At 75.5% G+C, this 19,753-nt stretch carries 21 protein-coding genes; 11 read left to right on the forward strand and 10 right to left on the reverse strand.

Translation table 11 applies throughout. The annotated features are described in order from the left end of the window. Positions 1-43: 43 nt before the first annotated feature. Positions 44-2,335 (reverse strand): sodium-translocating pyrophosphatase, encoded by a 2,292-nt coding sequence (locus E4623_RS17475; RefSeq protein WP_134767851.1) that lies wholly within the window; start codon positions 2,333-2,335, stop codon positions 44-46. A gap of 216 nt (positions 2,336-2,551) precedes the next feature. Further along, positions 2,552-2,890, reverse strand: a complete 339-nt coding sequence (locus E4623_RS17480) for an anti-sigma factor antagonist (RefSeq protein ID WP_134767852.1) — start codon at positions 2,888-2,890, stop codon at positions 2,552-2,554. Positions 2,891-3,139: 249 nt separating this feature from the next. Between E4623_RS17480 and E4623_RS17485 the strand changes: the two genes are divergently transcribed. Together E4623_RS17485 and E4623_RS17490 are read left to right on the forward strand one after the other, a co-directional pair. Then, complete coding sequence (locus E4623_RS17485) at positions 3,140-5,479, forward strand: DEAD/DEAH box helicase (protein ID WP_134768069.1); 2,340 nt, start codon at positions 3,140-3,142, stop codon at positions 5,477-5,479. Between the two features lie 9 nt (positions 5,480-5,488). Continuing rightward, positions 5,489-5,800 carry a hypothetical protein gene (locus E4623_RS17490; protein WP_134767853.1) on the forward strand — a complete coding sequence of 104 codons (312 nt, stop codon included), beginning with the start codon at positions 5,489-5,491 and terminating at the stop codon, positions 5,798-5,800. Here E4623_RS17490 and E4623_RS17495 read toward each other — a convergent pair. The 7 genes from E4623_RS17495 to ssd form a co-directional block, all read right to left on the reverse strand. Then, on the reverse strand, positions 5,788-6,147 hold the full coding sequence (locus E4623_RS17495) for an Rv3654c family TadE-like protein (RefSeq protein ID WP_134767854.1): 360 nt from the start codon (positions 6,145-6,147) through the stop codon (positions 5,788-5,790). The two genes, E4623_RS17490 and E4623_RS17495, sit on opposite strands and share 13 nt — an antisense overlap. Continuing rightward, a complete protein-coding gene (locus E4623_RS17500) occupies positions 6,144-6,563 on the reverse strand; it encodes a TadE family type IV pilus minor pilin (protein WP_134767855.1) in 420 nt (139 codons plus the stop codon). The genes E4623_RS17495 and E4623_RS17500 overlap by 4 nt, the downstream gene beginning before the upstream one ends. Continuing rightward, on the reverse strand, positions 6,560-6,751 hold the full coding sequence (locus E4623_RS17505; RefSeq protein WP_134767856.1) for a DUF4244 domain-containing protein: 192 nt from the start codon (positions 6,749-6,751) through the stop codon (positions 6,560-6,562). The genes E4623_RS17500 and E4623_RS17505 overlap by 4 nt, the downstream gene beginning before the upstream one ends. Positions 6,752-6,887: 136 nt before the next feature. After that, positions 6,888-7,634 (reverse strand): type II secretion system F family protein, encoded by a 747-nt coding sequence (locus tag E4623_RS17510; RefSeq protein WP_245155152.1) that lies wholly within the window; start codon positions 7,632-7,634, stop codon positions 6,888-6,890. Next, entirely contained in the window at positions 7,631-8,413 is a 783-nt protein-coding gene (locus E4623_RS17515; RefSeq protein ID WP_134767857.1) for a type II secretion system F family protein, read from the reverse strand. The genes E4623_RS17510 and E4623_RS17515 overlap by 4 nt, the downstream gene beginning before the upstream one ends. After that, positions 8,410-9,582: a TadA family conjugal transfer-associated ATPase gene (locus tag E4623_RS17520; protein WP_134767858.1), complete on the reverse strand. Its 1,173-nt coding sequence runs from the start codon at positions 9,580-9,582 to the stop codon at positions 8,410-8,412. Before E4623_RS17520 ends, E4623_RS17515 begins: the two co-directional genes overlap by 4 nt. A gap of 37 nt (positions 9,583-9,619) precedes the next feature. Beyond that, positions 9,620-10,705 (reverse strand): septum site-determining protein Ssd, encoded by a 1,086-nt coding sequence (gene ssd / locus E4623_RS17525; protein WP_134767859.1) that lies wholly within the window; start codon positions 10,703-10,705, stop codon positions 9,620-9,622. A 129-nt stretch (positions 10,706-10,834) separates the two neighbouring features. Between ssd and E4623_RS17530 the strand changes: the two genes are divergently transcribed. Genes E4623_RS17530 through E4623_RS17545 form a run of 4 tightly spaced genes read left to right on the forward strand, consistent with a single transcriptional unit; the run spans position 10,835 to position 13,998 of the window. Then, entirely contained in the window at positions 10,835-11,626 is a 792-nt protein-coding gene (locus E4623_RS17530) for an HAD family hydrolase (protein ID WP_134767860.1), read from the forward strand. A gap of 54 nt (positions 11,627-11,680) precedes the next feature. Further along, a complete protein-coding gene (locus E4623_RS17535) occupies positions 11,681-12,265 on the forward strand; it encodes a hypothetical protein (RefSeq protein ID WP_134767861.1) in 585 nt (194 codons plus the stop codon). Positions 12,266-12,267: 2 nt separating this feature from the next. Beyond that, on the forward strand, positions 12,268-13,626 hold the full coding sequence (locus E4623_RS17540) for a hypothetical protein (RefSeq protein WP_134767862.1): 1,359 nt from the start codon (positions 12,268-12,270) through the stop codon (positions 13,624-13,626). Positions 13,627-13,641: 15 nt separating this feature from the next. Next, positions 13,642-13,998, forward strand: coding sequence for a hypothetical protein (locus E4623_RS17545; RefSeq protein ID WP_134767863.1), 357 nt, complete (start codon positions 13,642-13,644; stop codon positions 13,996-13,998). A 277-nt stretch (positions 13,999-14,275) separates the two neighbouring features. On the opposite strand, the gene E4623_RS17550 is transcribed toward E4623_RS17545, so the two are convergent. Then, positions 14,276-15,007 carry an oxidoreductase gene (locus E4623_RS17550; protein ID WP_134767864.1) on the reverse strand — a complete coding sequence of 244 codons (732 nt, stop codon included), beginning with the start codon at positions 15,005-15,007 and terminating at the stop codon, positions 14,276-14,278. A 35-nt stretch (positions 15,008-15,042) separates the two neighbouring features. Here E4623_RS17550 and E4623_RS17555 point away from each other — a divergent pair, with 35 nt between their 5' ends. From E4623_RS17555 to E4623_RS17575, 5 genes are read left to right on the forward strand one after another with little or no spacing between them, the layout of a single operon-like run. Then, positions 15,043-15,948 (forward strand): class I SAM-dependent methyltransferase, encoded by a 906-nt coding sequence (locus tag E4623_RS17555; protein ID WP_134767865.1) that lies wholly within the window; start codon positions 15,043-15,045, stop codon positions 15,946-15,948. Between the two features lie 7 nt (positions 15,949-15,955). Next, positions 15,956-17,071, forward strand: a complete 1,116-nt coding sequence (locus E4623_RS17560; RefSeq protein WP_134767866.1) for a histidine kinase — start codon at positions 15,956-15,958, stop codon at positions 17,069-17,071. Next, positions 17,068-17,844, forward strand: a complete 777-nt coding sequence (locus E4623_RS17565) for a LytTR family DNA-binding domain-containing protein (RefSeq protein ID WP_134767867.1) — start codon at positions 17,068-17,070, stop codon at positions 17,842-17,844. Before E4623_RS17560 ends, E4623_RS17565 begins: the two co-directional genes overlap by 4 nt. A gap of 31 nt (positions 17,845-17,875) precedes the next feature. Then, a complete protein-coding gene (locus E4623_RS17570) occupies positions 17,876-18,250 on the forward strand; it encodes a hypothetical protein (RefSeq protein WP_134767868.1) in 375 nt (124 codons plus the stop codon). Between the two features lie 7 nt (positions 18,251-18,257). Continuing rightward, positions 18,258-19,751: a cation acetate symporter gene (locus tag E4623_RS17575; protein ID WP_209020742.1), complete on the forward strand. Its 1,494-nt coding sequence runs from the start codon at positions 18,258-18,260 to the stop codon at positions 19,749-19,751. Positions 19,752-19,753: the final 2 nt, after the last annotated feature.

Below are 19,753 nucleotides of genomic sequence, written 5' to 3' on the forward strand. Positions count from 1 at the left end.
TCAGTGATCACTGACGGGTCACCGTGGCGGTGCGTGGTGCGGGTCAGGCCTTCGACGTCGCCGCCGGTGCGTCGTCGTTGATGCTCGAGCCGCGTCGCTTCGAGATGACGATCGCGATCACGATGATCGCGGTCGCGACCAGGGCGATCAGGATGCGGAGCGGGTCGTTCTCGTCCTCGCCGATGCTCATCGACACCACCGCGCTCGCGATGAGGAGCGAGACCAGGTTCATCACCTTGATGAGCGGGTTGATCGCGGGGCCGGCGGTGTCCTTGAACGGGTCGCCGACGGTGTCGCCGATGACCGTGGCCGCGTGGGCGTCGGAGCCCTTGCCGCCGTGGGCGCCGTCCTCGACGAGCTTCTTGGCGTTGTCCCACGCGCCGCCGGCGTTCGCCAGGAAGACGGCCATCAGGGTGCCGGTGCCGATCGCGCCGGCCAGGAAGCCCGCCAGCGCGGTGGCGCCGAGGCCGAAGCCGACCGCGATCGGCGCCATCACGGCCAGGATGCCCGGCGCGACGAGCTCGCGCAGCGAGTCGCGGGTGACGATGTCGACGACCTTGCCGTACTCCGGGCGACCGGTGCCCTCCATGATCCCGGGGATGTCGCGGAACTGGCGGCGCACCTCCATCACGACGGCGCCGGCGGCACGGGCCACGGCGTTGATCGCGAGTCCGGAGAACAGGAAGACGACGGCCGCACCGAGCAGCACGCCGACCAGCACCGCCGGGTCGTAGACCAGGAAGCTGAGTCGGTCGTCCTCGGTCGGGTTCGCCTCGAGCACGGCCTCGGCGACCGAGGTCGCGTAGGACCCGAAGAGCGCGGTGGCGGCCAGCACGGCGGTCGCGATCGCGATGCCCTTGGTGATCGCCTTCGTGGTGTTGCCGACGGCGTCGAGGTCGGTGAGGATCTTCGCCCCCTCCTCGCTGACGTCGCCCGACATCTCCGCGACGCCCTGGGCGTTGTCGGAGACCGGTCCGAAGGTGTCCATCGCGACGATCACGCCGACCGTGGTGAGCAGGCCGGTGCCGGCCAGCGCCACCGCGAACAGCGACACCGTGAGGGTGGCACCGCCGAGGAGGTAGGCGCCGAACACGGCGGCCCCGATGACCAGCGTCGTGTAGACCGCCGACTCGAAGCCGACCGAGAGGCCGGAGAGGATGACGGTGGCCGCGCCGGTCAGCGAGGTCCGGCCGACGCCCTTCACGGGCTCGTACTCGGTGCCGGTGTAGTAGCCGGTGAGGGCGAGGATGCCGGCCGACATCACGATGCCGATGACGACGGCGGCCGAGGCGATGACCCGCGGGTCGCCGTCGATGCCGGAGAACTCCAGGCCGAAGTCGGCGAACTCGCCGGGCAGGTAGACGAACGAGACGATGACGCTGGCGACCGCGGCGATGGCCGAGGAGAGGTAGAACGACCGGTTGATGGTGACCAGGCCGTTCTCGCCGGCCTTCGGGTTCGTCAGGTAGACGCCCACGACGGCGGTGAGCGCGCCGATGGCCGGGATGAGCAGCGGGAAGACGAGACCCTTGTCGCCGAAGACCTGCGAGCCGAGGATCAGCGCGGCCACCAGCGTGACGGCGTAGGACTCGAACAGGTCGGCGGCCATGCCGGCGCAGTCGCCGACGTTGTCGCCGACGTTGTCGGCGATCGTGGCGGCGTTGCGCGGGTCGTCCTCGGGGATGTTCTGCTCGACCTTGCCGACCAGGTCGGCGCCGACGTCGGCGGCCTTGGTGAAGATGCCGCCGCCGACCCGCATGAACATGGCCAGCAGCGCGGCCCCGAAGCCGAAGCCCTCGAGCACGTGGGCAGCGTCGTCCTGGAAGAACAGCACGACGAGGCTCGCACCCAGCAGGCCGAGGCCGACGGTGAGCATGCCGACCATCGCGCCGGTGCGCAGGCCGATCCGCATCGCCGGCTCGCGACCGACGGTGTTGGCGGCCGCGGCGACGCGGAGGTTGGCGCGCACGGCGAGGCTCATGCCGAGGTAGCCGACCGCGGCCGAGAACCCGGCGCCGACGAGGAAGAACACCGAGCGGAAGATCCGGACGGTGGTGTCCTCGGCGGGCAGGGCCAGCAGGGCGAAGAAGGCGACCGCGGCGAAGACCGCCAGGGTGCGGAACTGACGCTGCAGGTAGGCGTCCGCGCCCTCCTGCACCGCCTGGGCGATCGTCTTCATGTTCGGCGTGCCCTCGTCGGCGGCCAGCACCTCGCGGCGGAAGACCACGGCCATCGCGAGGGCGCCGATCGAGATCAGGGCGACGATGATGACCAGGACGAGGTTGCCGCCTGCTACTTCCACGTCGGCAACAGCTGCGGGATGGATCCCGGCCATGGTTCCTCCTGTGTGTCAGGGCGTGCGTGAGCGGGCCGGATGTGACCCAGGTCTCGAGGGGACCGAGCCGGAGTTTACGCAGAACCCACCCCCTCGCAGGCACGGGAGGTGACGTGCGTCACGCGCGTGTCGCGGGGCAGACCTCGGCAGGGGCTGCGGGTGGGCGCGCCGCAGCTCCGGTCCGTCGGACCGGTGCGGTGGTGGCAGTGGCCGGCGTCAGGCCCCGGCGAGGGCCGCGTCGGCGGAGTCGTGGATGACGAACACCTTGGCGAGGCCGGTGATCCGGAAGATCTTGAGGAGCCGGTCCTGGTTGCAGACCAGGCTCAGCGAGCCGTCGTGGGCCCGGACCTTCTTCAGGCCACCGACCAGGACGCCGAGACCGGTGGAGTCGAGGAACTCGACCGCCTCCATGTCGATGACCAGGTGGTAGGTGCCGGCGGCCACGAGCTCGGTGATGCGGTCGCGCAGCTTCGGGGCCGTGTAGACGTCGATCTCCCCGCCTACGGCGACGATGGTTCGCCCGCCGACGTCGCGCGTCTCGAGACTCAGATCCACGAAGCTCTCCCAGAAGTACGTGCAGGATGACCTGTCGGGAACCGCGGCGCCCGACACTCGGCCGGGAATATCAAACCACGGCATCGATCAGCACGCACACAGAAGTAAAGAGTTACGGCGTGCCGCGGGCGCCCAGCACGGCGGACCCGGCGTGTCCGGACGCTGTCCCTGCCGTGTGCCACGATCGCAAGCGTGCCCTCCCCCGCTGCCGCCCCGCCCGCCGGGGCCGGGCTCCGGGCCGGCCGCTCGGTGGCCGGGCTGCTCGACCGGCTCGCCGCCGTGCCGGGACGCGAGGGACGTCTCACCCACGTCGAGGTGCGGCCCTCGCGGCCGGCCCGGCACGCCGACTGGCCGGCCTGGGTCGCTCCGTCGGTGGTCGAGGGGTTCCGGGCGCGCGGGGTCGCGCGTCCCTGGGCCCACCAGGTCGAGGCCGCCGAGGCCGCCTGGGCCGGGCGGCACGTCGTGCTCTCCACCGGCACGGCGTCCGGCAAGTCGCTCGGCTACCAGCTGCCCGCGCTGTCGGCGGCGCTCGAGGGGCGCGGCGAGCGGCGCGGACGCGGCGCCGGCACGCTCTACCTGGCGCCGACGAAGGCGCTCGCCCACGACCAGCTCGAGTCGCTGCTCGCGCTGCGGCTCGACGCGCGGATCACCACGTGCGACGGCGACAGCAGCCACGACGAGCGCGACTGGGCCCGCGCGCACGCCGAGTACGTGCTGACCAACCCCGACATGCTGCACCGCTCGATCCTGCCGGGGCACCAGCGGTGGGCGACGTTCCTCGGCTCGCTGCGCTACGTCGTCGTCGACGAGTGCCACCACTACCGCGGGGTCTTCGGGGCGCACGTCGCCCACGTGCTGCGACGGCTGCGACGGGTCTGCGCCTCCTACGGCGCCTCGCCGACCTTCGTCCTGGCCTCGGCCACGACCGCGGAGCCGGCACTGACCGCGGCCCGGCTCACCGGCCTCGACGTCGAGGCCGTCACCGACGACGGCTCGCCGCGGGGCGAGGTCACGCTGGGGCTGTGGGAGCCGCCGCTCACGTCGTACGTCGGGGAGAACGGCGCCCCGGTGCGCCGGGCCGCCACGTCGGAGACCGCCGACCTGCTCGCCGACCTCGTGGCCGAGGACGTGCACACCCTGGCGTTCGTGCGCTCGCGACGCGGGGTCGAGCAGGTCGCGCTCACCGCGGCGGCGCTGCTGGAGGAGGTCGACCCGGCGCTGGCCGGCCGGGTGGCGGCCTACCGCGGCGGCTACCTGCCCGAGGAGCGCCGGGCCCTGGAGGGCGCGCTGCGGCGCGGCGAGCTGGTCGGGCTGGCGGCCACGAACGCCCTCGAGCTCGGCATCGACGTCAGCGGGCTCGACGCCGTCCTCATCGCCGGCTTCCCGGGCACCCGGGCGGCGCTGTGGCAGCAGGTCGGCCGGGCCGGCCGCGACGCCCAGGACGCACTCGGGATCCTCGTCGCGCGCGACGACCCGCTCGACACCTACCTCGTGCACCACCCCGACGCGCTGCTCGGCCGACCGGTCGAGGCGCACGTCTTCGACCCCGGGAACCCCTACGTGCTCGGCCCGCACCTCTGCGCGGCCGCGCAGGAGGTGCCGCTCACCGAGGCCGACCTGCCGATCTTCGGGCCGACCGCCCGCGAGGTGGTCGACGCGCTGGTCGAGCGCGGCCTGCTGCGCCGGCGTCCGCGCGGCTGGTTCTGGACCGACCGGCGCCGCGCCGCCGACCTCACCGACATCCGCAGCGCGGGCGGCTCCCCGGTCACGCTCGTCGAGGACGTCACCGGCCGCGTGATCGGCACGGTCGACGCCGGGCGGGCCCACGGCACCGCCCACACCGGTGCGGTCTACCTGCACCGCGGCGAGACCTGGCTGGTCGGTGAGCTCGACCTCGAGAGCCGGGTCGCCACCCTCGAGCGGGCCGACCCGGGCTACACCACCTCGGCCCGCGACGTGACCGACATCGGGATCGTCGAGGAGCGCGAGCACCGCTCGTGGGGACGGTGCCGGCTCTCCTTCGGCGCCGTCGAGGTGTCGCAGCAGGTCGTGTCGTACCTCAAGCGCCGCCAGCCGCACGGCGACGTGATCGGCGAGGTGCCGCTCGACCTGCCGGCGACCTCGCTGACCACGACGGCCGTCTGGTGGACGGTGCCCGACGACGTCCTCGCCGCGTCCGGCCTGCTCGAGGCCGACCTGCCCGGCTCGGCCCACGCCGCGGAGCACTGCGCGATCGGGCTGCTCCCCCTCGTCGCGACCTGCGACCGCTGGGACATCGGCGGCGTCTCGACCGCCCGGCACGCCGACACCGGTGAGCTGACCGTCTTCGTGCACGACGGCCAGCCCGGCGGCGCCGGCTTCTCCGAGCGCGGCTTCCACGCGGCCCGCCGCTGGCTGACGGCGACCCGCGAGGCGATCGCGTCGTGCGCCTGCGAGCGGGGCTGCCCGTCGTGCGTGCAGTCGCCCAAGTGCGGCAACCAGAACAACCCGCTCGACAAGGCCGGCGCGGTCGCCCTGCTCGACGTGCTGCTCACCGAGGCCGACGACGACCCCGGCGAGGACGGCCCGGACGGCGCCGGCAGGGCGTAGCCTGCAGCCATGCTGATCCTGGGCCTCGTGGTCATCCTCGTGGGGGCCGTCCTCGTCGTCGGAGGCCTGTTCACGACCGAGGTGAAGGGCGGCGACGTCGAGATCCTCGGCGTCGGTGTCAGCCCATCGGCTCTCTTCGTCGTCGGGCTGGTGGCCGGTCTCTGCATCCTGGTGGGCCTGTGGCTCACGAAGTGGGGCACCCAGCGCGGGCTGCGCCAGCGCAAGGAGCAGAAGAAGATCGACGAGCTCTCCGAGAAGCTCGACCGGGCCGACGCCGGACGCCGTCGCGACCTCGACGACGACCCCGACTACCGGGCCTGAGCCGGCCCGGCCCGCGCCTGGGCGGCGAGGTCGCCGGACTGACCGAGCCAGCGTGGACCGGCCACCTCGACGACGACGCGGACGTCGCGACCCTCGACCGAGCACGCCGTGACCGTCGCGCCGTTGGCGGCGGCGACCGTGGCGGCGGCGCCGCACCCGTCGGACCCGCGCGCCAGGGACTGCGCGGCGGCGAGGGCCGCGAGGTCGGCCGCGGCCTGGGCGGTGCGGTGTCCGACCACGAGCGCGGCGACCACGCCGAGCGCGGCGCCGACCAGGAGCAGGACACCGGCGAGCGCCAGCGTGACGACGGTCGCGCCCCCGCGCTCCTGACCCGTCCCCCGGGTCATCCCGGCTCCTCGACCAGCGCGGTGGCCTCGGCGCGGACCGTGACGGCCGGCAGGAAGTCGAAGAGCCCCCCAGGCCCCTCGACCCGCGCCGTCGCCTCGGCCACGACCGAGTCGCCCGCACTGCGGACGGTGACCCGACCGCCGTCGGGCACCACGCGCTGGCCGGCGGCCACCGCGGCGGCCTCGTCGTCGCCCCGGGCCACCGCGCGGGCCGTCTCGCGAGCCGCGTCGACGGCCCGGACCTGCGCCGCCCCGACCGAGAGCAGCCAGACCAGCCCGATGGTGAGGGCGACCAGCAGCGGCAGGGCCATGGCCAGCTCGGCCGTCACCGCGCCGCGCTGGCCGCGCTGGCCGCGCCGGCAGCGGCGGCCACGGCGGCCGGGCACGGCTGCCCGGACGGGTCGGCTGAGCCTCATCCGATGCCCAGCAGGCCGAGCACGTGGTCGAACAGGGTCCTCAGCAGCCGGTCGCCGAAGCCGCCGGAGAGCAGCTTGTAGAGCAGGCCGGCCAGGCCGGCCCCGGCCGCCGTGCCCACGGCGTACTCGGCGGTGGTGATGCCGTCGTCGCTCCGGCGGCGGCTGGTCGTGCGGGTCGTGCGGGTCATGCGGGCCTCCTCGGTCCCGAGCCGCCCGGTGCGGCTCTGACCGAACTGTGCGGTCCGGCACCGACGGCCCGCACCCCGTCGACCGCGGCCTGTGGAGAACCCCGGAGACCGCCTGCCTGTGGACGATCGCGCGCCGTCACGACCAGCCCATCGTGCTCACGAGGCCTGCGACGAGCGGCACGATGCCGATGAGCACGAACGACGGCAGCAGGCACAGCCCCAGCGGCACCGCCGCCTTGACGCCGATGGCGCGGGCGCGGTCCTCGACGCTCGACCGCGCGGTGCGGGCGAGGTCGTCGGCGAGCCGCTCGACCGACGTGACGACCGAGGCGCCGGTGTCGTGGGCACGGGCCAGGGTGCGGCCGAGCGGCGCCAGCTCGGGGTCGCGCACCAGGTCGGCCCACACCGAGACGTCGGGGACGCCGAGGCGCAGCCGCGCCGCGACCGGGGTCAGCCGGTCGGCGGCCGCGCCCGGCAGCGAGGCCGCCACCAGGACGACGGCGTCCGCCGGGGCCGCACCCGACCGCAGCGCCGCGGCCACCAGGGTGACCACGGCGGGCAGGTCGCGGCGCACCTCGTCGCGGCGGCGGCGCTCCTGCGGTGACTCCGCCCGCCCGATCGCCACCCACGCCGCGACCGTCCCCGCGGCGGCGCCCACGAGGCCGGCCGAGCCACCGACGACGGTGGCCACGCCGGCGCCGGCGAGCACGGAGCAGAGCAGCCGGTGCCGGCGCAGCAGGCCGTCACGGGTCGGCGGACGCCGCTGCCGGACGTCGCCGGCCCCCGTCCTCGGCCGGGACGGCACGAGCAGCGCGACCGCGGCCGCCGTCGCCAGCACCGCCAGCACGGCCGGTGCCGCCGGCATCGACGAGACGGCGGTCACGGTCGGTCGACCTCGCGGGCGAGCGCCTCGATCCAGGCGAGCCCCGCCACCGCGAAGGCCAGCCCCAGCGCGAGACAGGCCAGGCCGAGGGGGTGGCCGAGCAGGAACCCCCACGGGTCGCCGCCGGCGCCCGATCCCATCGTCAGCGCCAGCAGGGGCAGCGCCGCGACGAGCTTGGCGGTCGCCCGGGCCGAGGCCAGCTCGCCGGCGACGACCCGGCGGGTCGCCTGGGCACCGCGCAGGTCGCGGGCGACGTGGTCGAGGGTGTCGGCGAGCCCCTGGCCGGTGCGGTGCGCCACCTGCCAGGCCGCTCCGACGATGCGGAGGTCGGCGGCGCCGGGCGTGGCCGCCGCCGCGCGCCAGGCCGCGGGGACGTCGGCGCCGACCCTCTGCGCCTCCGCCACCTCGGCCAGCGCCGGCCAGTCGTCGACCGCGCAGTCGAGCGCCGCACCCGGTGGCCGGCCCGCGGCGAGCTCGGCCGCGAGCGTCTCGCACGCCCCGAGGACGAGGGCGCCGGTGCGGGCGGCCTCGAGGCGGGCCCGTCGCGCCTGGAAGAGGCGGTGGGCGGCGATGCCGGCGGCCGCCACGATCGCGGTCAGCGCGACCTGCGCGGGCGTGGCCCCCGCCACCACCAGCGCGAGCGGGACCGCGCCGAGGAGGGGCACCGTGCGGCGGTCGAGGATCACGGCCGGCGGCCGCGGCACCGACGGCCGCGCGGGGACCAGCAGCAGCACCGCCAGCCCGGCGGCGAGGGCGGCCACCCAGCCGGTCGCGGTCACGGGTCGCCCACCGCCTCCTCGAGCCGGTCGAGGAGGCGGCCCAGCGCCGGGCCCTCGTGGACGGTGAGGTCGCGGTCGACCCGGACGGCGACGTCCATCCTCACCAGGCCGGCCGGGTCGCGCGACGGGACGGCGACCTGAGCGACCCGCCGGGCGCCGTCGGGCGCGCGCGCCAGGTGGACGACCGCATCGACCGCGGAGGCGAGCTGGCTGTGCGCGGCCTCCCGTCCGAGCCCGGCGGCCAGGGCGAGCGCCTCCACCCGGGCCGGGACGTCGACCGCGGAGTTGGCGTGCAGGGTGCCGCAGCCGCCCTCGTGGCCGGTGTTGAGGGCGGCGAGCAGCTCGACGACCTCCCCGCCGCGGACCTCGCCGACGACGAGCCGGTCGGGCCGCATCCGCAGCGCCTGGCGCACCAGGGTGCGGACCTCGACCGCACCGGCTCCCTCGAGGTTGGCCGGGCGTCCCTCGAGCCCGACGACGTGCGGGTGGTCGGGCCGCAGCTCGGAGGCGTCCTCGACGACGACCAGCCGCTCGGTCGGGGACACCCGCCCCAGCAGGGCCGCCAGGAGGGTGGTCTTGCCCGATCCGGTGCCGCCGCTGACCAGGAAGGCCAGCCGGGCGGCGAGCATCCGCTCCAGCAGGACCGCCACCGCGCTCGGCACCATCCGCGCCGCGACCAGTGCGTCGAGGGTGAAGCCGCCACGGCGCGGCACCCGGAGCGAGATCACGGTGCCGGGCCGGGCGACCGGCGCGAGGACGGCGTGGAACCGGGTGCCGTCGGCGAGCCGGAGGTCGACGTACGGGGCGGCGTCGTCGAGCCGGCGTCCGCCGAGGCCGGCCAGCCGCTGGGCGAGCCGGCGCACCGAGGCCTCGTCGGGGAACGTGACGTCGCTGCGTTCGAGGCCGGACCCGCGGTCGAGGTAGACCGCGCCGGCGCCGTTGACCAGGACGTCGGTCGTGCCCGGCAGCCGGAGCAACGGCTCCAGCGGACCCGCCCCGACGACGTCGCGGCGCAGCGCCTCGTGCACGGCGAGGACCATGGCGTCGCCGACCGGACGGCCCGCCGCACGCAGCGTCTCCGCGACCCGGTGCGGCGTCAGCTCGCCCGGGCTGCCGGCCAGCCGTTCGCGGACCTCCTCGACGAGGACAGCCGGCGCCGAGCCGCTCACGCGGGGTCCCCGGGACGTCGTCCACGGCCCGGGGTGCTCATGCCGCCGCGGTCGAGCGGGCCGCCAGGCCGCCGAGCAGGTCGGCGCAGGCACGCCCGAGCGGGCCGCGGTGCGAGCGCACCGGGCCGAGCCCGAGGTCGATCGCCTCGGCGATCCGGCGCTGCTCGGGCACCGTGGCGAGCACCGGCCGCGCCGTCGCCCGCGCGATGTCGCGCCGGTCGAGCCCGGTGCCGCGCACGACCAGGGCGGGCGACGCGCGCCCGGCCATCCGGGCGCAGAGACGGGCGGCCGAGGCCAGCCCGGTGACGGTCGGCACCACGACGACCAGCAGGACGTCGCACCGCGACGCCACCTCGTCGACGAGCGCGTCGGCGGTGCGTGGCAGGTCGACGACGACGGCGTCGTGACCGCGGCGGGCCGCGGACAGGGCCTCGCGCACGGCGAAGGCCTGCAGCGTCGCGGTCGAGCCGGCGTGCCAGGTGAGCACGCCGAGCCGGCCGCGGCGGGGCAGCGCGTCGCGCAGGGCCCGCGCGCTCAGCCGGCCCGAGGTCTCGCAGAGCGCGTCCCAGCGGAAGCCGTCGGCACGGTCGAGCCCGAGGACGTGGTCGAGGCCGGGCCCGAGCGGGTCGCAGTCGAGGACGACGGCGTCGCCGGTGCGCGCGGCGGTCTGCGCCAGCGCGCAGGCCAGGGTCGTCGCCCCGGCACCGCCGGAGCCGCCCATCACCCCGACGACCAGCCCCCGGGGCCGGCCGGGCTCACCGAGGTCGGTCAGCGTCTCGACGACCCAGCCCTCGGACCGCGGCAGCCCGGCGACGTTCTCCGCGCCCAGCACCATGCCGGCGCGGAAGAGGTCGTTCTCGGCGGGACCCCACGAGATGACGTGGACGCCGTCGCGCCGCCCGGGCGCGAGGTCGGCGACCGCGGCGGCCAGGTCGGCTCCGACCAGGACGACGGGCGCCCGCGCCCACGAGCGCAGGACGGCGGCGGCGTCGCCGACCACCTCGGGGGCGACGCCGGCCGCCGCGGCGAGGCGCAGCAGCTCGTCGCGCAGGGTCTCGTCGGCGGTCGCGACGAGCGGGGCGGCCGCCGGGGCGGCGAGGGTGGTGGTCCGTGGGTTCGACATGCCGCCACGCTGCCCGTCCTCGCCCACCGCCGCCGCCCCTCGACCCCGGGCCTGGGGAGAAGCCGCCGATCGACGGGCCTGTGGACGAGAAGTGGTCATCGCGGACCCGCGGCCCCCTAGGGTGGAGCCATGGCGCCCGCCGCGGCCTTCTTCGACCTCGACAAGACGATCATCGCGAAGTCGAGCACGCTCGCGTTCTCGAAGCCGTTCCAGGCCGGCGGCCTCATCTCGCGCCGGGCGATGCTGCGCTCGACGTACGCCCAGTTCGTCTACCTCGTCGGCGGCGCCGACCACGACCAGATGGAGAAGCTGCGGCAGTTCATGTCGCAGCTCGTCGCCGGCTGGGACGTCGCCACGGTGCGCGAGATCGTCGCCGACACCCTGCACAACGTCGTCGACCCGATCGTCTACGACGAGGCGGTCGGCCTCATCGCCGAGCACTCCCTGGCCGGCCGCGACGTCATCATCGTCTCGGCGTCCGGCTCCGAGGTCGTCGAGCCGATCGGCGACCTCCTGGGCGCCGACCACGTCATCGCCTCGCGGCTCGAGGTCGTCGACGGCCACTACACCGGCGAGATCGACTACTACGCCTACGCCGAGGAGAAGGCCCGCGCGATCCGCGACCTCGCCGAGCGCAACGGCTACGACCTGGCGCAGTGCTACGGCTACAGCGACTCGGTGACCGACGTCCCGATGCTCGAGGCCGTCGGGTTCCCGCACGCGGTCAACCCCGACAAGGAGCTGCGCAGGCACGCCGCCGCCGCCGGCTGGCCGGTCCTCGTGTTCGACAAGCCGGTCGCGCTCCGCACCCGCGTGCCGCTCCCCCCGGCCGGCCCGACGCTGGCCGCCCTCGCCGTCGGCGGGGCGGTCGCCGTGGGCGGCGTGCTGTGGGCCAGCGCGCGCCGGCGCCGCGTCGGCTGACGAGCCGGAACGTTCCATCTGCCCCACCCGGCCCGCCCCGCCTAGTTTCGGGCCATGGCAGACGCACCGGACCTCGGCTACGACGACGTCAAGCGCGGCGCGCCGCCGGCCGACGCACCCCCCGGCACACCCACCGACACACCCACCGGCCCCACCGCCGACGCCGGCGCCGACCCCGGGCTCCCGGCGGTCGCGCTGCGGCTCGTGACGACGTACGCCGACCGCACCCGTCGCGTCGACATCGCCCTGGCCGCGGAGGAGTCGGTGGCGATCGAGGACGGCGAGGCCACGACGTTCCCGACCGAGCGGCTGTGGCCGGTCGTGCGCTCGATGCTGCCGCCGATCGACCGGCTCACCGCCGACCCGGAGGGACGCCCGGCGACCGGTTCGCACCGCCCCGGTCCGACGTTCGCCGACGACTGCCGGGCGTTCGTGGCGCTCGCGACCGTCGTCGACGAGGGGGTCAGCGTGCGCACCTGGCTGGCCACCGACGACGACCTGTGGTCGGTGACCCCGCAGCCCGACGGGTCCAACGACATCAGCCCGGCCCCGGACGGCGCCGTCGCCGACCTGCTCGTCTGGGACGTCACCGCCGCGCTGGAGACCCTCGTCCACCGCCACGAGCAGAGGGCCTCCTGACCATGACCACCCTCGGGATGGACACCGCGGCCGGGCTGGCCGCCAGCACCGAGCTCGACGCGGGCTCGCAGCGGATCGCCGAGCTCGCGACCCGCCTCGACGGTGCGCTGCGCTCCTTCGACTGGGTCGGCACCGACGCCGAGCGCACCTTCCAGAGCTGGGGCGACAGCGAGCGGCCCGCCCTCGACAGCAGCGTGCAGGCGCTCGCGTCGATGGCGCTGCTCATCCGCCAGGAGGCGCAGTCGCAGGACCAGGTCTCCGGCGAGGGCGCGACCGCGGCCGGTGGCGTCGGCGGCGCACCCGTCGCCGCCCAGCCCCAGGGCTTCCTCGGCAAGGTCGGTGCGTTCATCTCCGACCGGCTCGGCGCGGCCTGGGCCGGGCTCGAGCGCACCGCCGGCCACACCGGCGACTTCCTCGGCAAGGTCGGCGACGTCCTCACCGGGCGCGAGAACCACTCCGTCGCCGAGATCGCGGCCAGCGCGCTGGCCGGCGTCGGTGCCGCGGCCGGCACCGTCGGCAACCTGGTCACCGGCAAGGACCAGCAGTGGTTCGGCGAGGGCACCGGCGTCGCGGGCACGCCGACGGAGGTGACCACCGACCCGCTGCAGGCCGGCCAGTTCTCCCCCGCCCTCACCCGGCCGACCGACCTCGCCGCGATCATGCAGGGGGTCAGCGACGGCTACCAGGTCGGCGAGGGACCGGGCAGCAACGGCGACGTCCGCATCACCACCGTCCAGAACGCCGGCGGCACCGCGGCCATCGTGGCCATCCCGGGCACCGAGAACTGGTCGCCGGGCGCCGGGAGCGTGCCGCGCGACCTCTCCGCCAACCTCAACCTGGTCGCCGGCAGCCCCACCGCGGCCGTGGAGTCGGTCAAGGCCGCGATCGTCGCCGCCAACCTCCCCGCGGGCACGCCGATCCTGCTCACCGGTCACAGCCAGGGCGGCATCATCGCCGCGATGCTCGCCTCCGACCCCGCGTTCGTCCGCGAGCACAACATCACCGACGTGATGACCTTCGGCGCACCGATCGACCACGTGCAGCTCGCGCCCGGCGTCGAGGCCGTGCAGCTCCAGCACCGCTTCGACCTCGTGCCCCGGCTCGACCTCGGCGGCGCGACGACGACCGGGATGCCGTCGGGCGGCGTCCAGGCGGTCACGCTCGACAGCCCGGGGAGCTTCTGGAGCCTCGGCACCAACCACTCGCACACCGAGTACGGCAACTCGGTGCGCGAGGCCCTGGCCTCCGACACCGAGGCCGGTCGTATCCTGCGGGACTACCAGTCCCAGCTGGCTCCGTTCCTGGTCGGCCCCGGCGGCACCGCGTCCGCCGTCGACGTCCCGGTGAGCCGCCAGCCCTGACCCGAGGAGTGCCGGATGGGCCTGCTGTCGAAGATGCTCGGTGGGCGACCCGGCGCGGGTGTGGTCACCCAGACCGTCCGCGACGCCGTCCGGGTGCTGCCCGGCGTCGTCGCCCAGGACCTCACCTACAACCACCAGCAGAACGCCTCGGGTGCGCTCTCCGGGACCGTCGACGTCGTCGACACCCCGGCGTTCCTCGAGGTGCTGCGCACCGTGCACCGGGTGCTCGACGGGCTGCTCGGCGACGGCGCCAACCGGGTCGTCTTCTACCTCGCCGGCCGCACCCCGGACGGCGCCTCGGTGACCCCCGGCGACCTCGGTCTCAGCCAGCCCCCGACCGGCCGCGAGATCGCGCAGCGGCTGCGGCTCTGACGCCCCTCCCCGGCCGGGACGCGCCCGCGACCTCCCCAGGCCAAAAGTCAACTCTTGCACCTGCCGACCGACGGGCGTACACATGGAGGTAGGTCGACAACTCAAGAGCCACACGTGATCCGGGTACCCACGCGGCGATCCACCCTTCCGACAGGGCGCCTGTTCCCGGGATGCTCCCGGGGCAGCAAGAAGAGACAGCACGCTTGGTAGCCAGCGGAACACGTGTCAGCGGTGACGCTCGAGTCCTCGTGGCTCGGGCGTCACCTGCACGCTCGACCTACTCCTCGGCGGCCCGTCGCAACGGGCTCGCCTCCGCGCCGGCGGCGTACGCCTCGGCCGCGTAGAGCGCCCAGGCGTGGACGCCGGCCGCCCCGCCCTCCGCGTACCCCCGCAGGTTCGACTCGTACGCCGCGCGCAGGGCCAGGTGCCCGGCCTCCGGGACGACGAGCGACTTCTCGTCGACGCCGCGCGCCACCAGCACCAGCCGCTCGACGGCGCGGGCGACCAGCCCGTTGTGGGAGGCGAACGGCGCCGCGGTGACCAGCTCGGCGTGGACGAGGGCGGCCACCAGCAGCGCCGGTGCCTCGGTCGGCGCCGCCAGGACGGCGGCGACGTCGCGCAGCCGGGCCGCCGACTCGGCGTCGCGGGGCCGGCCGAGCCGGTCCGGCGACACCGACGCGGAACCGGCCAGGGCGTGGATGCGGGCCAGGGCCTGCAGGGGCGAGCGGCCCAGCGCCGGCGCCAGCGACAGCAGCTCGCTCGAGAGCCGCACGCTGTCGGCAGCGACCTCGTCGGCCTCCCCCGAGCGCACCTGGAGGAGCGTCGAGGCGGAGCCCTCCAGCACCGCGCTCGCGTGCGCGCCGCGCAGCAGCGACTCGGCGGTCGTCTCGGGGGAGGTACGGCGCAGGCCACGGTCGCGGAGCATCACGTCGATGCCGTCGCGGGTGGCTGCGTAGGCCGACGGGACGCCCTCGAGCGACACCAGCCACGACAGGGGGTCGGAGGTCACGGGCGCAACCGTATCCGCGGACTACGCTGACCCCGATGACCGAGGACCAGCAGCGCCACGCCCGCTCGTTCGGCGGCGTGGCCGACGCCTACGACCGGGGGCGCCCGACGTACCCCGCGGACGCCGTCGCGTGGCTCGTCGGCACCGAGCCGGTCGCCGTCCTCGAGCTCGGCGCCGGCACCGGCAAGCTGACCGAGCGGCTGGTCGCGCTGGGCCACGAGGTCTACGCGACCGAGCCCGACGAGGCGATGCTCGACGTGCTCCGGCGCCACCTGCCCGACGTCGCGACCTCGGCGAGCGGCGCGGAGGAGATCCCGCTGCCCGACCGCTCGGTCGACGTCGTGGTCGCCGCCCAGTGCTACCACTGGTTCGACGCCGAGCGGGCGCTGCCGGAGATCGCCCGGGTGCTCAAGCCGGGAGGCGTGTTCGCGGCCGTCTGGAACCAGCGCGACGAGCGGATCCCGTGGGTCCGCAAGCTCGGCCGGATCATCGGCACCCAGGAGAACCTCGCCGACCCGCTCGCCGCGGTGGCGGCGTCGTCCGACTTCGGCGACGTCGAGACCGGGTCGTTCAAGCACTGGCAGGTCGTCGACCGCCGCTCGATCCAGGACCTCGTCCGCTCGCGCTCGAACGTCGCGGTGATGGGCGAGCACGAGCGGGAGCGCACGATCGCCGACCTGCTCGCCCTGTACGACGACTACGGCCGCGGCATGGACGGCATGCAGCTCCCCTACGTCACCGCCTGCTACCGCGCCGTCGTGGCCGAGCGTCCCGAGCCGGCGCCCACCCCGGTGCTCGAGCCGACCGTGCCGATCACCCTGTCGGGGCCGGCGGCCGGCGACGACCCGATGACCGACTCCGCCCACACGCTCCCGCGCGTCGCCGCCGGTCTGACCGGTCTCGACGACGACGCCGGCGTGCTCCTCATCGACTTCCGCTGACCCGCCGATGGCGCGGATGTGGCGGCGCAAGCACCTGGGCTCCGAAGCCGACCGGGCGACGTTCCGCACCCTGCACCAGGCCTCGCTCGCCGCGCCCGCGCTGCGCGGCGGCCTGACCGCCGAGAGCGCCGAGCGGTCGGTCCGGCACCTGCGCGCCCTCCTCGGGACCCCGGCGATCGCGCTCACCGACACCGCCGGCTGCCTGGCCTGGGACGGCGCCGGTGACCACCACGCCGCGCAGGTCCCGCCGCTGCTCACCGAGACGCTCGACCGCGGGCGCACCCGCGGCTTCGACCGGGCCGACCTGCCGTGCGACGTCCCCGCGTGCGAGGTCCGGACGGCGGTGGTGAGCCCGCTGGTCGTGGAGGAGCGGATCGTCGGCACGCTGGCGGCGTTCGCGCCGTACCCCACCGCGGGGCTGGCCCGCGCCGTCGACGAGGTGGCGACCTGGGTGTCGGGGCAGCTCGCGCTCGCCGAGCTCGACCTGTCGCGCGCGCGGCTGGCCGAGGCCGAGGTCCGGGCGCTGCGGGCGCAGATCAGCCCCCACTTCATCTACAACTCGCTCGGCGCGATCGCCAGCTTCGTGCGCACCGATCCCGACCGGGCCCGCGAGCTGCTGCTCGAGTTCGCCGACTTCACCCGCTACTCCTTCCGGCGCCACGGCGACTACACGACGCTCGCCGAGGAGCTGCGCTCGATCGAGCGCTACCTGCTCCTCGAGCAGGCCCGCTTCGGCGACCGGCTCCAGGTGCGGCTGAGCGTCGCCCCGGAGGTGCTGGCGGTGGCCGTCCCGTTCCTGTGCGTGCAGCCGCTCGTCGAGAACGCCGTCCGCCACGGGCTCGAGGGCGTCGACCGGGTCGGGCACGTCACCATCACCGCCCGCGATCGCGGCCAGGACTGCCTCATCGAGGTCGAGGACGACGGCGCCGGCGAGGACCCGGAGCGGGTCCGGCGTGCCCTGGCCGGCGACACCGCCCTCGACTCCGTCGGCCTCGGCAACGTCGACGCGCGGCTGCGTGCGTCCTACGGCGACGACTACGGGCTGGTCGTCGAGACCGCGCCCGGCGCCGGCACCAAGGTCGTCGTCCGGGTGCCGAAGTTCGCCGCCGGAGTCTCGGCATGAGCACCCCCGTGAGCACCCCCGTGAGCACCCCGCCGGCCGGGCTGCGGGTGCTGGTCGTCGACGACGAGCGCCCCGCCCTCGACGAGCTGGAGTACCTCCTGACCCGCGACCCCCGCATCGGCGAGGTGCTCACCTGCGGCTCGGCGACCGACGGCCTGCGGGTGCTGCGCGAGGACGACGTCGACTGCGTCTTCCTCGACGTCCAGATGCCCGGGCTGACCGGGCTCGAGCTCGCCGACGTGCTCAGCCGGTTCCGCGTGCCGCCGCCGATCGTCTTCGTCACCGCGCACGACGCGCACGCCGTCGAGGCCTTCGACCTGCAGGCGGTCGACTACGTGCTCAAGCCGGTGCGGGCCGAGCGGCTGGCCGAGGCGGTCCGCCGGGTCGTGGAGTCGGCGGCCGGCGGCGAGCGCGCCGCGGCGCCGGTGCACGACGTCCAGATCGCCGTGGAGCGCGGCGGCGTCACCCGCTTCGTCGCCCGCTCGGAGGTCACGCACGTCGAGGCGCAGGGTGACTACGCCCGCCTGCACACCGCGACCGACAGCCACCTGCTGCGGGTGCCGCTCTCCACCCTCGCCGACGACTGGCACGACGCCGGCTTCGTGCGCATCCACCGCTCGCTCCTCGTCGCCATCGCCCACGTGCGCGAGGTCCGGACGTCCGGAGGCCGCTGCACCGTCGTCGTCGGGCGCGGCGAGACCGAGCTCGGCGTCAGCCGCCGCAACACCCGCGAGCTCCGCGACCTCCTCCTGCACCCCACCGAGCCGTCGTGACCACGCCGCGACCCCGGACGGCGGGGCGGCGGTGACGGAGCAGGGCTCGCCGCGGCGGGTGCGGGTGACCGGGCCGGACCGGCGGGCGCGGCCGATCCCGCGCACCGGCGACATCGACGAGGCCTCGCCGCTGGGCGGGGTCTACCTCGGGTCGCTGCTGCGCGAGCAGCTGTGGCTCGCGGCACGGGTGCTGGGCCTGCTGACGGTGACGGTGGGCGGGCTGCCGCTCCTCTTCTTCCTCGCTCCCGGGCTGGACGACGTCCGCGTGGCCGGGGTGCCGGTGGCGTGGCTGGTGCTGGGGGTGCTCGTCTACCCGTGGCTGGTGCTGCTCGGCTGGCACTACGTGCGGCGGGCCGAGCGCAACGAGCGCGACTTCGCCGAGCTGATGGGCGAGGTCGAGCGGTGACCCGGCCGTGACCCAGCTGCCGGGGCTGGTGGCGGTCGTCCTGGTCTCGCTCGCGACCCTCGCGATCGGCAGCTGGGGGCTCCGGGTCTCGCGCACGACCAGCGACTTCTTCGTCGCCTCGCGCACCGTGCGCCCGGGCCTCAACGCGAGCGCGATCGGCGGGGAGTACCTCAGCGCGGCGTCGTTCCTCGGCGTCGCCGGGCTGCTGCTCACCTTCGGCGCCGAGATGCTCTGGTACCCGATCGGCTGGACGGCGGGCTACCTGGTGCTCCTGGTGCTGGTCGCGGCCCCGTTGCGGCGCAGCGGGGCCTACACCCTGCCCGACTTCGCCGAGGCGCGGCTGGACTCGCGGCGGGTCCGCCACGTCTGCTCGGTGCTGGTGGTCGCGATCGGCTGGCTCTACCTGCTGCCGCAGTTCGAGGGCGCCGGACTCACCCTGGCCGCCGCCCTCGACGCGCCGCGCTGGGTCGGCCCGGTCGTCGTCGGGCTCGTCGTGCTGGTCAGCGTCGGCTCCGGGGGGATGCGCAGCATCACCTTCGTGCAGGCCTTCCAGTACTGGCTGAAGCTGACCGCGCTGCTCGTGCCGGCCGCGGTCCTGCTCGTGGTGTGGGCCGGCGACCGCGTCTCCGGGCCGAGCGCGACCGCCGCCGACTGGTCGGTGCCCCTCGGGGACGGCGGGGCGCAGGGTCTCTACACGACGTACTCGCTGGTGCTGGCGACGTTCCTCGGCACGATGGGCCTGCCGCACGTGGTCGTGCGCTTCTACACCAACCCCGACGGCCGCGCCGCGCGCCGCACCACGCTCGCGGTGCTCGCCCTGCTCGGCGTCTTCTACCTGCTGCCGCCGGTGTACGCCGCCCTCGGTCGCGCGTACGGCGCCGAGCCGGCCGCCTCCGACAGCCTGGTCCTCGAGCTGCCGCGGCTGGTCGTGCCGGGGCTCGTCGGCGAGGTGCTGACCGGGATGGTCACCGCGGGCGCGTTCGCGGCGTTCCTGTCGACGTCGTCGGGGCTGGCGATCGCGGTGTCCGGGGTGCTGACCCAGGACGTGACGTCGAAGCGGCTGCCCGACCTGACGGCGTTCCGGGTGGCCACGGTCGTGGCGGTCGCGGTGCCGCTCACCGCCGCGCTGCTGCTGCCCGACTTCGGGGTGGCCCGCGCCGTCGGGCTCGCCTTCGCGGTCGCGGCCTCGACGTTCTGCCCGCTGCTGGTGCTCGGCATCTGGTGGCGCGGCCTGACGGCGGCCGGTGCCGTGGCGGGGCTGCTCGTCGGCGGCGCCGGGTCGGTCGCCGCCGTCGGCTGGACGTTGGCCGACGGCTCCAGCGGGTGGGGCGACGGCTGGGTGGACGTCGTCGTGGGTCAGCCCGCCGCCTGGTCGGTGCCGCTGGCCTTCGCCGCGATGGTCCTGGTCTCGCGCGCGACGGCGAGCCGGGCGCCCGCGCACGCGCTGCGGTTCATGGTGCGGCTGCACACCCCGGAGACGGTCGACCTCGACCGCTCGTGAGC

It is taken from the genome of Nocardioides sp. 1609 (genome assembly GCF_004522105.1).
Taxonomy (GTDB): Bacteria; Actinomycetota; Actinomycetes; order Propionibacteriales; family Nocardioidaceae; genus Nocardioides.

Excerpts from the sequence above, each read along its gene's own strand:
- E4623_RS17475 (WP_134767851.1), bottom strand. The coding sequence starts at position 2,335 with ATGGCCGGGATCCATCCCGCAGCTGTTGCCGACGTGGAAGTAGCAGGC.
- E4623_RS17490 (WP_134767853.1), top strand. The coding sequence starts at position 5,489 with ATGCTGATCCTGGGCCTCGTGGTCATCCTCGTGGGGGCCGTCCTCGTC.
- E4623_RS17495 (WP_134767854.1), bottom strand. The coding sequence starts at position 6,147 with ATGACCCGGGGGACGGGTCAGGAGCGCGGGGGCGCGACCGTCGTCACG.
- E4623_RS17500 (WP_134767855.1), bottom strand. The coding sequence starts at position 6,563 with ATGAGGCTCAGCCGACCCGTCCGGGCAGCCGTGCCCGGCCGCCGTGGC.
- E4623_RS17505 (WP_134767856.1), bottom strand. The coding sequence starts at position 6,751 with ATGACCCGCACGACCCGCACGACCAGCCGCCGCCGGAGCGACGACGGC.
- ssd (WP_134767859.1), bottom strand. The coding sequence starts at position 10,705 with ATGTCGAACCCACGGACCACCACCCTCGCCGCCCCGGCGGCCGCCCCG.
- E4623_RS17530 (WP_134767860.1), top strand. The coding sequence starts at position 10,835 with ATGGCGCCCGCCGCGGCCTTCTTCGACCTCGACAAGACGATCATCGCG.
- E4623_RS17535 (WP_134767861.1), top strand. The coding sequence starts at position 11,681 with ATGGCAGACGCACCGGACCTCGGCTACGACGACGTCAAGCGCGGCGCG.
- E4623_RS17540 (WP_134767862.1), top strand. The coding sequence starts at position 12,268 with ATGACCACCCTCGGGATGGACACCGCGGCCGGGCTGGCCGCCAGCACC.
- E4623_RS17545 (WP_134767863.1), top strand. The coding sequence starts at position 13,642 with ATGGGCCTGCTGTCGAAGATGCTCGGTGGGCGACCCGGCGCGGGTGTG.
- E4623_RS17555 (WP_134767865.1), top strand. The coding sequence starts at position 15,043 with ATGACCGAGGACCAGCAGCGCCACGCCCGCTCGTTCGGCGGCGTGGCC.
- E4623_RS17560 (WP_134767866.1), top strand. The coding sequence starts at position 15,956 with ATGGCGCGGATGTGGCGGCGCAAGCACCTGGGCTCCGAAGCCGACCGG.
- E4623_RS17565 (WP_134767867.1), top strand. The coding sequence starts at position 17,068 with ATGAGCACCCCCGTGAGCACCCCCGTGAGCACCCCGCCGGCCGGGCTG.